We start from the raw sequence: 14,606 nt of genomic DNA on the forward strand, positions 1-14,606 counted from the left end.
AGGTGGGCCGGTCGTGTGCGGGACGGGGGCCGGGCAGGCCGAAGCCCGGCGCCCCGTGGCGGGGGCCGGGCTTCGGCTGGGGCGGGGAGGGACGTCAGGCCGCGTGGACGACGTCCTTCTCCTCGGCGAAGTGGCACGCGGACTCGTGCGCCGCCGGCGTGTCCTGCCCCTTGAACCGCTCGGGGACCGCCAGCAGCGGCACCTCCTCCGCGCACTTGTCCTGCGCCTTCCAGCACCGCGTCCGGAACCGGCAGCCCGACGGCGGGTTGGCCGGCGACGGCACGTCACCGGTGAGGATGATCCGCTCACGGTTCTCGCGGGCAGCCGGGTCCGGGACCGGGACCGCCGACAGCAGCGCCTGGGTGTAGGGATGCGTCGGGTGGTCGTAGATCTGCGCGTCCGTGCCGATCTCGGCCATCTTGCCGAGGTACATCACGCCGACGCGGTCGGAGATGTGCCGCACGATGGACAGGTCGTGCGCGATGAAGACGTAGGAGAGGTTGAACTCGTCCTGCAGCTTCTCCATCAGGTTGATGACCTGCGCCTGCACCGACACGTCGAGCGCGGAGACCGGCTCGTCGCAGATGATGATCTCCGGGTTGAGCGCGAGGCCGCGGGCGATGCCGATGCGCTGGCGCTGGCCGCCGGAGAACTGGTGCGGGTAGCGGTTGATGTACTCCGGGTTCAGGCCGACGACGTCGAGGAGATCCTGGACCTTCCGCCGGCGCTCGCCCTTGGGGGCGACCTCGGGGTGGATGTCGAAGGTCTCGCCGATGATGTCGCCCACCGTCATACGGGGGTTGAGCGAGGTGTAGGGGTCCTGGAACACCATCTGGATGTTCCGGCGGACCGCCTTCAGCGCGCGCCCGGACAGCTTGGTGACGTCCTGGCCCTTGTAGAAGATCTGGCCCGCGGTGGCCGTCTCCAGGTGCATCAGGAGCTTGGCCACGGTGGACTTGCCGCAGCCGGACTCGCCCACGATGCCCAGCGTCTCGCCCTGGTACAGGTCGAAGGAGATGCCGTCGACGGCCTTGACCGCGCCGACCTGCTTCTTGAAGAGGATGCCCTGGGTCAGCGGGAAGTGCTTGACCAGGTTCCGCACCTGCAGGATCGGTTCACCGCGGTCGACCGGCGCCTCGATGGCCGCGATGGCGGCCGTCTCGGAGGCGGCGTCGACGACCTCGACCTCCGTGACGTTCGGAGTGGCGTCCACGGGCTCTGCGGGCTCGTTCTTCTTGCTGAGCTCAGCCATGGAGCGTCTCCTTCCAGTAGTGGCAGGCCGAACCGCGGCCGGCCAGGTCGGCGCCGTCCCGCTCGGTGACCGGGAACAGGGCCGGGACGTCGCTGCGGCACAGGTCGGTGGCCTGCGGGCAGCGCGGGTTGAAGGCGCAGCCGGTGGGGATGCGGGTCAGGTTGGGCGGCAGGCCCTTGATCGCGTACAGCTCCTGGCCCTTGCGGTCCAGGCGCGGGATCGACTCGAGCAGGCCCTTGGTGTAGGGGTGCGCGGGCCGCTTGTACAGCTCGTGCACCGGGGCCGTCTCGACGATCCGGCCCGCGTACATCACCGCGATCTTGTCCGCGACGTCGGCGACCACGCCGAGGTCGTGGGTGATCAGGATCAGGCCCATGTTGTACTCGCGCTGGAGCTCGGCCAGCAGGTCCATGACCTGGGCCTGGACCGTCACGTCGAGGGCCGTGGTGGGCTCGTCGGCGATGATCAGGTCCGGCTCCAGGGCCAGCGCCATGGCGATCATGATGCGCTGGCGCATGCCGCCGGAGAACTGGTGCGGGTAGTCGTCCACGCGCTGGGCGGCGGCGGGGATCTTCACCCGGTCCATCAGCTCGATGGCCTTGGCCCGGGCCTCCTTCTTGGACATGCCGCGGTGGACCCGGAACATCTCGCCGAGCTGGAAGCCCACCGAGTAGACCGGGTTCAGCGAGGACAGCGCGTCCTGGAAGATCATCGCGACCTTGGCGCCGCGGATCCTCCGCCGCTCCTCGCCCGACATCTTGAGCATGTCCTGTCCCTTGAACAGGATCTCGCCCTTGGGGATGCGGCCGGGGGGCATGTCCAGGATGCCCATGATCGCCTGAGCGGTCACGGACTTGCCGGAGCCGGACTCGCCGAGCACGGCCAGCGTCTCGCCGGCGTTGACGGTGTAGTTGACACCGTTGACCGCCTTGGCCACGCCGTCCCGGGTGTGGAACTCCACGTGCAGGTCGCGGACCTCCAGGAGCGGAGCCCCGGAGTCGTCGGCACCCTGGGGCACCGGAGCCTCGTCGATGAGAGTCATGTTGTGTACGCCTCCCTCAGCGCAGCTTCGGGTCGAGGGCGTTGCGCACCGCATCGCCGAACATCAGGAAGGACAGCACCGTGATGGAGACCAGCACGGACGGCATGATCAGCACGAAGGGCGCGTTGCGGATCGAGCGGAAGGCACCGGCGACGTCCACGCCCCAGGAGACCAGCGGCTCCTGGAGGCCCACGCCCAGGAAGGACAGGGTGGCCTCGGTGGCGATGTAACCGCCGAGCGCGGTGGTGGCGACCACGATGATCGGCGCCAGCGCGTTCGGCAGGACGTGCCGGGTCAGGATCCGGAAGGTGGAGGCGCCCAGGGCCTTCGCCGCGAGGATGTAGTCCGCCTGCTTGACCTGGATCGCGGCACCGCGGGCGACACGCGCCATCGAGGTCCAGCCGAGGAACGAGATCGCCAGGATCACGACCCAGACGCTGCGCTTCTCGAAGCTGGTCAGGACGACCAGCGCGCCCAGCAGGAACGGGATGCCGAAGAAGATGTCCGTGATGCGGGACAGCACAGTGTCGAGGAGGCCGCCGAAGTAGCCGGCGAGCATGCCTATCAGGGTGCCCAGGAAGGTCACGATCAGCGTGACCAGGACGCCGACCATGATGGAGGCGCGGGCGCCGTAGATCACGCGGTTGTAGACCGAGCGGCCCTGGATGTCGTAGCCGAACCACTCCGGCTGGAACACCGCGCCCCATTCGGGCTTGCGCAGGTAGTTGTTGGCGAGGTCCGCCTCGGTGGGCGAACCGTCGGTCCACAGGCTCGGGAAGAACGCCATGGAGAGCAGCACCAGGATCAGCACCGCGGAGGCGATGAAGAGGGGGCTGCGGCGCAGGTCGTGCCAGGCGTCGGACCAGAGGCTGCGCGGCTTGCCGGTGCCGGCGCCCTTCGCCGGGGCGGCCTCGGCCTTCACCGGCTCGGGGGTCTCTTTCACGACGGCGGTGTTCTCAGGCATACCGGATCCTCGGGTCCAGGACCGCGTACAGCAGGTCGACGAGCAGGCTGGCGATCAGGTAGACCATCACGATGAGGCTGACGATGCCCACCACGGTCGAGCCCTCACGGCGCTGCAGGGCCTCGAAGACCGTCAGGCCGATGCCGTGGATGTTGAAGATGCCCTCGGTGACGACCGCGCCCGCCAGCAGGGTGCCGAGGTCCGCGCCGAGGTAGGTGACGACCGGGATCATCGAGTTGCGCACCAGGTGCACACCCACCACGCGGCGGCGGGGCAGGCCCTTGGCGACGGCCGTGCGGATGTAGTCGGAGCGCAGGTTCTCCACGACCGACGTACGGGTCAGGCGTGCCACGTAGGCCAGGGACAGTGCCGCCAGGACGGCCGCCGGCATCAGCAGCTCGTGCCAGTTCTCCTCCAGCGACACGTTGGGTTCGACCCAACCGAGCTGGAACGCGAAGAACGTCTGGGTCAGACGGCCCAGCACGAACGACGGGATGGACACCAGCAGCAGCGTGATGAACAGCAGGACGCGGTCCTGGACGCTGTTGGGCTTCAGACCGGCGATGACTCCCATGCCGATGCCGACGACGGCGGTGAAGACCAGGGCGAAGATCGCGAGCTGCGCGGTGACCGGCCATGCCTCGGCGATGACGTCGGCGACCGGACGGCGCGAAGCGATCTGGGTGCCGAAGTCACCCTGGAACAGGCCCGTCAGGTAGTTCCAGTACTGCACCAGGATCGGCTGGTCCAGGCCCAGGTCGGCCTTCAGCTTGGCGATCTGTGTCGGGTCGGCGGCCTTCTCGCCTGCGAGCGCGCGCACCGGGTCGCCGGGCAGCGCGTACATCATCAGGAAGACCAGCAGCGTGGACCCGATAAAGACGGGGATCATCTGGAGCAGTCGTCTGGCGACATAGTGCCCCATGGGTGCCTCCATGGTCAGAGATCGAAAAGAGGGCCCCACGCCGAAAGGGCCCTGGTAAGGGCCGGTTCGGAGCGAGCCCCGCGCGCCCGGCACACGGAGGGGGTGAACGCTCCGCGTGCCGGGACGGTCGTGCAGGGTGTGGCCGGGGGCCTCAACGGCCCCCGGCACCGCGTCACTTGACGGTGACGTCGAACAGCTTGTACTGGCCGTGCCAGTCGACGTGCACGTTGTCGACCTCTTCGCCGTGACCGCCGTTCATCTCGTAGAACCACAGCGGGATGGACGGCATGTGGTTGACGAGCTCCTTCTCGACCTCCTGGTACGCCGCGACGTACTCCTCGAGGGTCTTGGAGGCGTCCGCCTTGTTCATCGCGTCGTCGAGCTTCTTGTCCTCGAAGTGGCCGTTGTTGGACTCGGCCTGCGAGTGGTAGAGCTCCTTGATGAAGTTGCCGTTCAGCGGGTAGTCGCCCACCCAGCCACCGCGGTAGAACGACTTGACCTGGTCGTTGTCACGAGCCTCGAGGTCGGTGGCGAAGTCCGGCTTGGCGTCGCCCTCGCACTCCACACCGGTGGCCTTGGTGATGGAGTTGCAGACCGCGGTCACCCACTCCTTGTGGCCACCGTCGGTGTTGTACTGGATGAAGATCTTGTTGCCCGGGACGCCGCCGCCGTCCTCGATGAGCTGCTTGGCCTTGGCCGCGTCGAACTTGAAGACGTCGGTGTCCAGCGTCTGCTTGCCCTGCGCGCCCGGGGCGACGAAGCCGTCGGCCGGGGTGCGGGTGCCCTGGAGGACCGTCTTGGTGATGGTCTCGCGGTCGATCGCCATCGACAGGCCCTGGAGGACCTTGACGTCGATGTCCTTGAAGGACTTCGAGTAGAAGGCCGGGGTCAGCGTCTGGACGGCCGCGTAGGACTGGCTGATGGCGCGGTCACCGAGGTCGGACTCGTAGTTGGCGAGGTCCGTCGGGCCGACCTGGTCGATGATGTCCAGGTTGCCGGACATCAGGTCCTGGTAGGCGGCCTCGGGGGTCTCGTACGTCTTGTACTCGACACCGGCGTTCTTCGCCTTGTTGGCGCCCTTGTACTCGCCGTAGGCCTTGACCTTGATGACCTTGTTGTGGTCCCACTTCTCGAACTCGTAGGGACCGTTGCCGATCGGCTTCTCGCTGAACGCCTTCGGGTCCTTGAAGAACGCCTCGGGGAGCGGGGCGAAGGTGGAGTAACCGATCTTGTACTGGTAGAAGGGCATGGCCTCCTTCAGCTCGATCGTGAAGGTGGTGTCGTCGACGACCTTCAGGCCGGACATGGTGTCCGCCTTGGCCTTCGCGCCCTCCTTCGCCGGGTGCACGTCGTCGTAGCCGGCGATGTCACCGAACCAGAACGAGTTCTGCTGGACGTTGTCGACGTGGGCGGACCAGTTCCACGCGTCCACGTAGGACTTCGCGGTGACGGGGGTGCCGTCGTGGAACTTCCAGCCCTCCTTCAGCTTGACCGTCCAGAGCTTCGAGTCCTCGGTGGTGACCGACTCGGCGTTCAGGTACTCGATGCCGCCCTTGTCGTCGAAGGTCAGCAGACCGGCGAAGACGGCGTCGACGATGTAGGAGCCGTTGGACTCGTTGGTGTCCGAGGGGATGATGCCCTTCTGCGGCTCACCGACGTTGATCGACACGTACCGCTTGCTGTCGCCGGCGGCGGCCTTGTCGTCCTTCTCGCCGGAGCTGCAGGCCGTGGCGGCCAGGGCGACGACGATGGCTCCCGCCAGCCACTTGGCGCTCTTTGCACCGCGCATTGGGGGTCCTCCTCATGAGTCCAATGTGGGTCAACCGTGGGTGTCACGACATGGCCGGAAAGACCTGTTGGCCGTACCGGTCGAAATGCCGCGCCCCCGCGCTCGTGAGTCGGCGCCGTTCGCAGCACGTGCCCCGTTCACCCGAGCTATCTACGCGCCTAACTATCTGCCATCCACATCGGACCGAACCACACCCAAGAGGTTGCGGTTCGATCACACCTGAGGCGTACTTCTTCCAAAATCCGGACAAACAACCTGCTGATAGATCACTGCGAAACGGACTTGTTACACATCTATCGGTCGGAGGCGTCCGCATTCCAGACACCGCGTTCCGGCGCCCGGGCACCGGGAGGCCGGAAACGGCCGGAGCCGGGCGCTTCCTGTGGAAGGAAGGCCCGGCTCCGGTTCGAGCGGCGGCCGCGCGCGGCCGCCGTGGCTCAGGAGTGCTTGGCGCGGGACGCCGTGCGCGCGCGGTCACGCTGGTCGAGGACGACCTTGCGGATGCGGGCGGCCTCCGGGGTGACCTCGACGCACTCGTCGTCGCGGCAGAACTCCAGGGACTGCTCCAGCGACAGCTTGCGCGGCGGCACGATCGCCTCGAACGAGTCGGCCGAGGACGACCGCATGTTCGTGAGCTTCTTCTCCTTGGTGATGTTGACGTCCATGTCGTCGGAGCGGGAGTTCTCGCCGACGATCATGCCCTCGTACACCTCGGTGCCCGGCTCCACGAAGAGCACGCCGCGCTCCTGGAGGTTGGTCATCGCGAAGGCGGTGACGGCACCGGAGCGGTCGGCGACCAGCGAACCGTTGTTGCGGGTCGTCAGGGTGCCGAACCAGGGCTCGTGGCCCTCGTGGATGGAGTGGGCGATGCCGGTGCCGCGGGTCTGGGTCAGGAACTCCGTGCGGAAGCCGATGAGACCCCGGGACGGCACCACGAACTCCAGGCGCACCCAGCCGGAGCCGTGGTTGGACATGTTGTCCATCCGGCCCTTGCGGACGCCCATGAGCTGCGTGACGGCGCCCATGTGCTCCTCGGGCACGTCGACGGTCAGGCGCTCCACGGGCTCGTGGACCTTGCCGTCGATCTCCCGGGTGACCACCTGCGGCTTGCCGACGGTCAGCTCGTAGCCCTCGCGGCGCATCTGCTCGACCAGGATGGCCAGCGCCAGCTCGCCGCGGCCCTGCACCTCCCAGGCGTCGGGGCGCTCGGTGTCCAGGACGCGGAGCGAGACGTTGCCGATGAGCTCTCGGTCGAGGCGGTCCTTGACCTGGCGGGCGGTGACCTTGCGGTCCTTGACGGCCGCCTTGTTGTCGGCGCCCTTGCCGGTGGCGCCGCGGCCGACCAGCGGGGAGGTGTTGGTGCCGATGACCATCGAGATGGCCGGCTCGTCCACCTGGATCAGCGGCAGGGCGACCGGGTTCTCCGGGTCGGCCAGCGTCTCGCCGATGGTGATGTCGGGGATGCCCGCGACGGCGCAGATGTCGCCGGGGCCGGCCACCTCGGCCGGCTTGCGGGTGAGCGCCTCGGTCATCATCAGCTCGCTGATGCGGACGTTCGTCACCGAGCCGTCGCGCTTCATCCAGGCCACGGTCTGGCCCTTGCGCAGCTCGCCGTTCATCACGCGCAGCAGCGCGATGCGGCCGAGGAAGTTGTCGGCGTCCAGGTTGGTGACGTGCGCCTGGAGGGGGGCGCCCTCGTCGTACGTCGGCGCCGGGATGTGCTCCAGGATGGTGGAGAAGAACGGCTCCAGGCTGGTGCTGTCCTCGGGGACCGTGCCGTCGGCAGGCTTGGTCAGCGAGGCGACGCCGTCACGGCCGCAGGCGTAGACGATCGGGAACTCGATCTGGTCCTCGTCCGCGTCCAGGTCGAGGAAGAGGTCGTAGGTCTCGTTGACGACCTCGTCGATGCGGGCGTCGGGCCGGTCCGTCTTGTTGATGCACAGGATGACGGGCTTGCGGGCATGCAGAGCCTTGCGCAGCACGAAGCGGGTCTGCGGCAGCGGGCCCTCGGAGGCGTCCACGAGGAGGACGACGCCGTCCACCATCGACAGACCGCGCTCGACCTCGCCGCCGAAGTCGGCGTGGCCGGGGGTGTCGATGATGTTGATGGTGATGGGCTCCCCGCCGTCCTTGGGGTGGTACTTCACCGCCGTGTTCTTGGCGAGGATCGTGATGCCCTTCTCACGCTCCAGGTCGTTCGAGTCCATGACGCGGTCGTCGACGGACTCCAGCTGGTGCGCGGCGAAGGCGCCGGCCTGCTTGAGCATGGCATCGACGATGGTCGTCTTGCCGTGGTCGACGTGGGCGACGATGGCGACGTTGCGGATGTCGTGGCGCGTGGCCATAGTGCGACTAACTCCCGGGAGTGTGAGGTGGCCGACGCGCGCCTCGGTGGGTGGCGCGGGGCCTTCTGCCGGGCGGTTACATGCCACGGCCTTACCCCATCGTACGGGGGTGAGGCGGCTTTCCCCGCCGCGGGGAGTCTTCTTCCAGGTCAGGCCCCTTTTACCCGTCCCCCCGCCCTCGCGATCACCCCGCTCCGTCCCATCCCTCGGGACGCCCCGGCCGCCCGCCCCCGGATACGGAACCCCCCGCTCCCCCACCCCGCACCCATCCTGCGGCCCCCCGCACCCCCGCGAGCGTGCCACCACCCCTCACCCTGCGGACACGAGCCCCCACCGCCTCGCGGGCCGTGCCCCACCGGTCCTGCGGGCGCGTGCCCGCCACCCTGCGGGCGCCTGCTCCGACCGTCCTGCGGGCGTACGCCCCGCCCTCCCTGCGGGCGCGCGCCCCACCGGCCCTGCGGGCGCGTGCCCGCCACCCTGCGGGCGGCTGGGCCGCCCAGAGGGCGGCACGGGCGGGCGCAGGGCGGCGCCGTACGCGGCGAGCGGTCCGCTCCACCAAGCCCAAGCGCGCTGCGCCGTACACGCGTGACCTCACTGCGGCATGTACAAGCCGGGCCTCGGCGGACAGCACTGTTCATCCCCCGACCCGCCCCCTTCCCAAGGGGCTTACGTCCGCGGAGCGAGCCGTCACGTGCGTACGTGCGGCCTGCGCCCACCCTCCCCCGAGCTCTCGACTTCGCTCGAGCAGGTGGGGGGTGCCCCCGGACGGAGTCTGGGGGAGCACCCCCATCGCCCCAGCGGCACGATTGCCCGCAGACGGAAGGGCGGGAGCTCCGCACCGCGCGGCGGCACGATTGCCCGCAGCACGGGAGGGCGGGCACCGCGCGGCGGCACGATTGTCCGCAGAGGCAAGGGGGCGGGGGGGGTCCGCGTCACCCCCGACGGCCAGGTCAGCATCAAACTGCCCACACCGCTGGAGCATCTGGCGAACGCCCCGCACGGCCGGTACGCGCTCACCGGCCGCATCTCGTTCCGGCACCGGGGTGAGGAGTGGGCCGACCGCGTCACCGGCCACCGTGCCGTCGCCTACGGCATCCGCCACGACCCCCTCCGGGACCGCTGGTACCTCACCGCCTCCTGGAAACGGCCCCCACTCCACGCCGTCCCCCTCGAGACGGCGTGCGCGGCAGGGGTGATCGGTGTGGACATGAACGCCGACCACCTCGCCGCCTACCGCCTCGACGCCCACGGCAACCCGGCCGGCGAGCCCCGGCGTTTCGCCTACGACCTCACCGGCGCCGCCTCACACCGCGACGCCCAGTTGCGGCACGCGCTGACCCGGCTGATGCACTGGGCGGTGGCCACGGGGGTGGGGGCGGTGGCGATCGAGGACCTCGACTTCGCCGACAGCACCACCCGGGAGAAACACGGACGCCGCACAAGGTTCCGGCAGACCATCTCCGGCATCCCCACCGCCAGGCTGAAGGCGCGGATCGTGAACATGGCCGCCGAACACAGCCTGACCGTTGTCGCCGTCGACCCCGCCTACACCAGCATCTGGGGCGCCCAGCACTGGAAGACACCCCTCACCACACCGAAGCGTGCGGTGACCCGGCACGACGCCGCGGCCATCGCCATCGGACGACGCGCCCTCGGGCGCCCGGTCCGGCGTCGGACGGCAACGCCCCCACACGACCGGAGCGATCGTGCGGGACATCGAGCCGTCCAGGCCGGACCGGGCGACCGGAGGCGTGAGGAAACCCGCCCCTCGATCCCCGGACAACGGACCAGATCCGCCACGCCGGACACGAGAGCGAAAGCGGGCGACCAGCGTGCCCAACACCGTTCGGGACACGCGGCTGAGCACGAGAAGACCTGGACCTGGACCCAGGACTCACTCCCGCTCAGTCTTTGAGAACGGTCATTTGGTGAGGAAGCCCATGTCCTCGTAGAGCGGGGTGCGGAAGCCGAACGCGCCCGCGTTGGCCACCGTCCGCTGCACGGCGACCAACTGCGGCCGCTGGTACAACGGCACGGACCCCGCCGCCGACCAGATCCGCTCGTCGGCCCGCCGCATCAGCTCGCGCCCCTCCTCCTCGTCCAGCTCGGTGACCGCCCGCTCGAACAGCTGGTCCACCTCGTCCGTGCCGACGCGCGTGTAGTTCTGCTCCACCACCAGCGACCCGTCCGCCGCCGGCACCGGCTTGGCGAAGATGGGCCGCGCGTCGGTGGCGGGGTAGGCCGAGACCGGCCACGAGTACAGCGCCAGGTCGTACTGGCCGTTGGCGACGTGGTCCTTGAAGTAGTCGCCGTCCGGCACCCTGCTGATCTCGGTGCGGATGCCGACCCGCCGCAGCATCCGCTGGATGCGGTCGCCGACCGTCCGCAGCGACTCCGAACCCGGCCCGGACGGCAGCACGAACCGCAGCGTGAGCGGCCTGCCGTCCTTGGCGAGCTGCGCCGCCTCCGCGCCCGCGGGCGCCGCGGTGGCCCGGGGGGCGTAGGCGCCGGGCATGCCGCCGCCCTGCTGCGCGCCGGCGTCCCGGGCGGGTGGCCGGTTGTCCTGGCCGACCACGTAGGTCGCGTCGCCGTCCTCCTCTTCCGCGGAGGAGGAGGAGGGAGCGGGAGAGGGAGAGGGAGAGGAGGACGAGGCTGCGGAGGAGGACGAGGAGAGGGAAGAGGGGGAAGGGGCGGGGGAGCCTGTGGTGGCCGGCTTGCCGCGGACCTCCGCCCCGGCCGGTCCCGCCGCGGCCTCCTTGACCGGGCCGCCCTGCTTCCAGCCCGCCTCGTCCAGCAGCGCCAGCGCCTTCTCGGCGTCGTGACCGCCGAGCGCCCCGCTGCCGTCGGCGTAGTGCGGCTGTCCCGCGAGGGCCACGTGGCTGCCGACCGGGTCGGTGGGCAGGTCCAGCGGCCCCAGCACGGCCCTGGCCAGCTCCCCGCGGTCCAGCGCCCTGACCACCGCCCGGCGGACCCGCTCGTCGGCCAGCGGCCCCTCGGCGCCGTTGAGGGCGAGCTGGGTGTAGGCGGGCTCCAGGGACTTGCGCACCTCGAACTTGGCGAGCCCCTTCTGCTCGGCGGTGAACCGCCGCTCGGCCTCCGCCCGCTTCCTGAGCGCCGTCCTCTCGGCGTCGGCGGCCCGCTCGTCGGAGCCGTGCAGCGCGGCCCAGGAGAGCGTGGCCGCGGCGGCGTCCGCGGCGCCCGCCGGACCGGCCCCGCGCGCGCCGAGGGGTGTGCCGGCCTCGGGGGCGCCCGGGCCCATCAGCGGCGCCGCCCGGCCCTTCGGCGCGGGGCTGCCCTGGGGGCCGGGGGCCGCGGAGGCGATCCGCCCGGCCTGGCCGGGGTCCACCTCGGCGACGTCCAGCCGGCCCGCGACCAGTTCCGCGGTGCGCTTGTCCCGCGGCACCGCCCGCAGCTCGATCCGCTCCAGCTTGGCCGGGTTGCCCCACCAGCGCTTGTTCCGCTCCAGCACGACGTTGCCCCGCCGGCGGTCGACCGAGGTCACCGCGAACGGCCCGGCGGTCACCTTGAGGGCGGTGCGGGCGCCGGTGTTGAAGGCCTCCGCGGTACCCATGACGTCCTTCGGGTACAGCGGGGAGAACAGCGAGCGCCAGTCGGCGTAGCGGCGGGCGAAGGTGACCTTGACCTCCTGGTCGTTCTTGCCGCGCTGGACCTTCTCGATCCGGTCGTAGCCGGCGTTGTGGGCGGTCCAGAAGGCGCTGTTGCGTCCGGCGAGGGCGTGCCACTGGGCGGTGAAGTCCGCGGCGCCGATCTTCCTGCCGTCGCTCCAGACGGCGGCCGGGTTGAGCTTGTAGAGCACCACCTGCTTGGGCTCGGTCCCCACCACCTCCGCCGACTCCAGGAACTCCGGCGCGCGCTGCGGGCGTCCCCGGGTGTCCAGCCGGAACATGACGGGGAGCGAGGCCTGGGCGACCCGGTCGGTGGTGGCGTCGGCGTCGGACTGGAAGGTGTTGAGGGTCTGCGGGACCGAGTCCACGGCCCAGCGCAGGGTGCCGCCGTCCTTGATCCGTTCGCGGGTGGCGGGCGCGATGTCGGGGCCGGCCAGCGGCTCGCCCGCCACCTCCCCGGAGCCGCATCCGGAGAGCGCGGTCACCGCGAGCAGACCCGCGGTGAGGAAGACGACCGAGCGCATGACGGCGCGCGGTCCGACACGGTGGTGGTACGTCACTGCTGCCTCCGGGGCGAGCCGCTTCGCGGGCGTCGAGCTGCGCCCGGGCGACGCCCGGGCAACGGGTTGTTTGGTCGTTTTTGCCGATTTACCGATGAGATTTATGGCCCACTCAAGGCCACGAACCCGCCGTTGTCCTGCGACACGGCGGCAGACCGCACCCGATCCCACCCGTCCGGCGCAACCTTGGGCCGAACGGGACACCGCGCGCACCGCCTCGGCGTGTCGCGGGCCGCCGTCACTGTCGATCACTCTGCGGCCGGTGCTGGCCTGATTCAGCCGCATACCGGTCGCGAACGGACGGACCCGGCCATACGCTCCCCCCTGTGATGCCCACCCCGTCACCACCGAGCCGCACCCGGCCCCCTCGGCGCACCCCTGCGCCGACCGGGGCCGCCGCCGCCCTCCTCCTGCTGCTGACCTCCCCTGTCTGGAGCACGCCGGCCTCCGCCGCGCCGTCCGCGCCCGCCTCGTCGGCGCCTTCCGTCCCGGAGGCCGCCGCATCGGAAGGCGCCGCTCCGGAAGGCGCCGCTCCGGAAGGCGCCGATCCGGGAGGCGCCGTCCCGGCGGACGCGTGGGACGGGGACCTGGCCGGACAGCGGGCCGCCACGTCGGTGGCGGACGTCGCCCTTCCCGTGGTGCTCGGTGGCGCGGTCGGCGTCCTGGCCGGTTACGGCTACGTCCGCCGCGCCCGCCGGACCCGTACGCGTACGCCCGCCACCGGCACCGACACAGTGGCCGGCTCCGACGCCGGGGCCGCGCCGGCGGACACCGCGCGCGGCGGAGGTGCCCTGACCCGGCTGCGGGCCCGGGGCGCCCGGCCGGACGTGCCGGTGGCGGAACTGGAGGGCCGGGCCGGGAGCGCGCTGGTCGAGGCCGACGACAGCGTGCGCACCAGCCGCGAGGAGCTCGGGTTCGCCGAGGCGAGGTTCGGGGCGGCCGCCGTCCAGGGGTTCGCACGCGCGGTGCGGACGGCCGAGGCGGAGGTCGCCGCGGTGTTCGCCCTGCTCCACGACGCCGGGGAGCCGCCCGCGGACGACGCGGCGCCCGGCCCCGGCCGCGTCGCGGTGCTCCAGGAGGTGCTGGAGCGGTGCCGCGCGGTGGGGCGGCGGCTGGACTCCGAGACGGAGGCGTTCGACCGGCTGCGGTGTCTGGAGGACGGCTCCGGCGCCCCCGAGGCGCTGACCGTCGCCGAGCAGCGGTTCCGCGCGCTGACCGGGCGGGTCGGCGCGAGCGAGGCCAACCTCGCGGCGATCGGGGCGCGCTACGCGCCGTCCGCGGTGATGACGGTCTCCGGCCAGGTCGAGCTGGCCAAGGAACGGCTGGTGTTCGCGACCAGCCGGCTCAACCGCTCGCGACAGACCGGCGATCTGGGCGACCCGGCCACCGCGGCGATGCACCTGCGTGCCGCCGAGGGCGCGATCTCACAGGTCGCCGCTCTGGTCAACGGCGTGGACCGGCTGGCGGCGGAGCTGGCCGAGGCGGACGAGGCGGTGCCGGACGCCTTCGCGGCGGCGGTCGCCAGGGTGGGCAAGGAGCCGCTGACGGCGCTGCGCGCGGAGGTCGACGAGGGCGCCTGCGACCCGCTGGACGTGCTGCGGCGGGTGGTACGGACCTCGACGACGGCGGTGCCGCTGCCGGAGGCCCGCCCGCCGGACGGGGACGACGCGCTGTTCCCGGCGGCGGTGCTGGTGGCCCGGTGTTCGGCGGCGGCCGCGGAGGACTACCTGGCGGCGCACCGGGGGGCCGTGGGGGTGCGGGCGCGGGTGCGGCTGGCGGAGGCGCACCGGTTGCTGGCCCGCGCGGTCTCGGAGCGGGCCCCGGAGGACGCGCGGGACGCGGACGGCCTGGCCCGGCAGGCGCGGCGGCTCGCCGAGGAGGACGTCCGCGCGTACCGGGACGCGTTCGGGCCGCGGGGCGGCGGGGTCGGAGGCGCGGTGCTGGGGGGCGTCCTGCTGGGGGGCGGCGCGGACGGTGGTCCCCCCGGTTCCTTCGGCGGCCCCGCCACCCGGGGACGGCGCGGCTCCGCCGTGACGCCCCGTGAGACCGACCCGGGCGGCATCGCCCCGTGAGGCCGACCCTGGCGGCGTCGCCCCCGTGAGACCG

At 71.3% G+C, this 14,606-nt stretch carries 8 protein-coding genes and 1 pseudogene; 2 read left to right on the plus strand and 7 right to left on the minus strand.

The genetic code is table 11. The features are described 5' to 3' along the window. Nucleotides 1-94: 94 nt before the first annotated feature. From GBN72_RS10465 to typA, 6 genes are all read right to left on the minus strand, one after another. Complete coding sequence (locus GBN72_RS10465; RefSeq protein ID WP_151771430.1) at nt 95-1,252, minus strand: ABC transporter ATP-binding protein; 1,158 nt, start codon at nt 1,250-1,252, stop codon at nt 95-97. Beyond that, nucleotides 1,245-2,294, minus strand: coding sequence for an ABC transporter ATP-binding protein (locus GBN72_RS10470; RefSeq protein ID WP_151771431.1), 1,050 nt, complete (start codon nt 2,292-2,294; stop codon nt 1,245-1,247). Before GBN72_RS10470 ends, GBN72_RS10465 begins: the two co-directional genes overlap by 8 nt. 16 nt (nt 2,295-2,310) lie before the next feature. Beyond that, nucleotides 2,311-3,258, minus strand: coding sequence for an ABC transporter permease (locus GBN72_RS10475; RefSeq protein ID WP_151771432.1), 948 nt, complete (start codon nt 3,256-3,258; stop codon nt 2,311-2,313). After that, a complete protein-coding gene (locus tag GBN72_RS10480; RefSeq protein ID WP_151771433.1) occupies nt 3,251-4,180 on the minus strand; it encodes an ABC transporter permease in 930 nt (309 codons plus the stop codon). The genes GBN72_RS10475 and GBN72_RS10480 overlap by 8 nt, the downstream gene beginning before the upstream one ends. A 172-nt stretch (nt 4,181-4,352) precedes the next feature. Beyond that, a complete protein-coding gene (locus GBN72_RS10485) occupies nt 4,353-5,969 on the minus strand; it encodes a peptide ABC transporter substrate-binding protein (RefSeq protein WP_151771434.1) in 1,617 nt (538 codons plus the stop codon). Between the two features lie 437 nt (nt 5,970-6,406). Continuing rightward, nucleotides 6,407-8,314, minus strand: coding sequence for a translational GTPase TypA (typA, locus tag GBN72_RS10490; RefSeq protein WP_151771435.1), 1,908 nt, complete (start codon nt 8,312-8,314; stop codon nt 6,407-6,409). A 925-nt stretch (nt 8,315-9,239) separates the two neighbouring features. Between typA and GBN72_RS10495 the strand changes: the two are divergent. Continuing rightward, nucleotides 9,240-10,229, plus strand: a pseudogene (locus GBN72_RS10495) (nuclease/transposase family protein); the annotation flags it as partial. 6 nt (nt 10,230-10,235) lie between these two features. Here the strand turns inward: GBN72_RS10495 and GBN72_RS10500 are convergent. After that, complete coding sequence (locus GBN72_RS10500; protein WP_151771975.1) at nt 10,236-12,464, minus strand: ABC transporter family substrate-binding protein; 2,229 nt, start codon at nt 12,462-12,464, stop codon at nt 10,236-10,238. A gap of 362 nt (nt 12,465-12,826) precedes the next feature. On the opposite strand from GBN72_RS10500, the gene GBN72_RS10505 reads away from it, so the two are divergent. Continuing rightward, nucleotides 12,827-14,572: a hypothetical protein gene (locus GBN72_RS10505; protein ID WP_151771436.1), complete on the plus strand. Its 1,746-nt coding sequence runs from the start codon at nt 12,827-12,829 to the stop codon at nt 14,570-14,572. Nucleotides 14,573-14,606 lie beyond the last annotated feature (34 nt).

Origin of the sequence: Streptomyces abyssomicinicus, assembly GCF_008974245.1 — a bacterium.
Classification (GTDB): domain Bacteria; phylum Actinomycetota; class Actinomycetes; order Streptomycetales; family Streptomycetaceae; genus Streptomyces; species Streptomyces abyssomicinicus.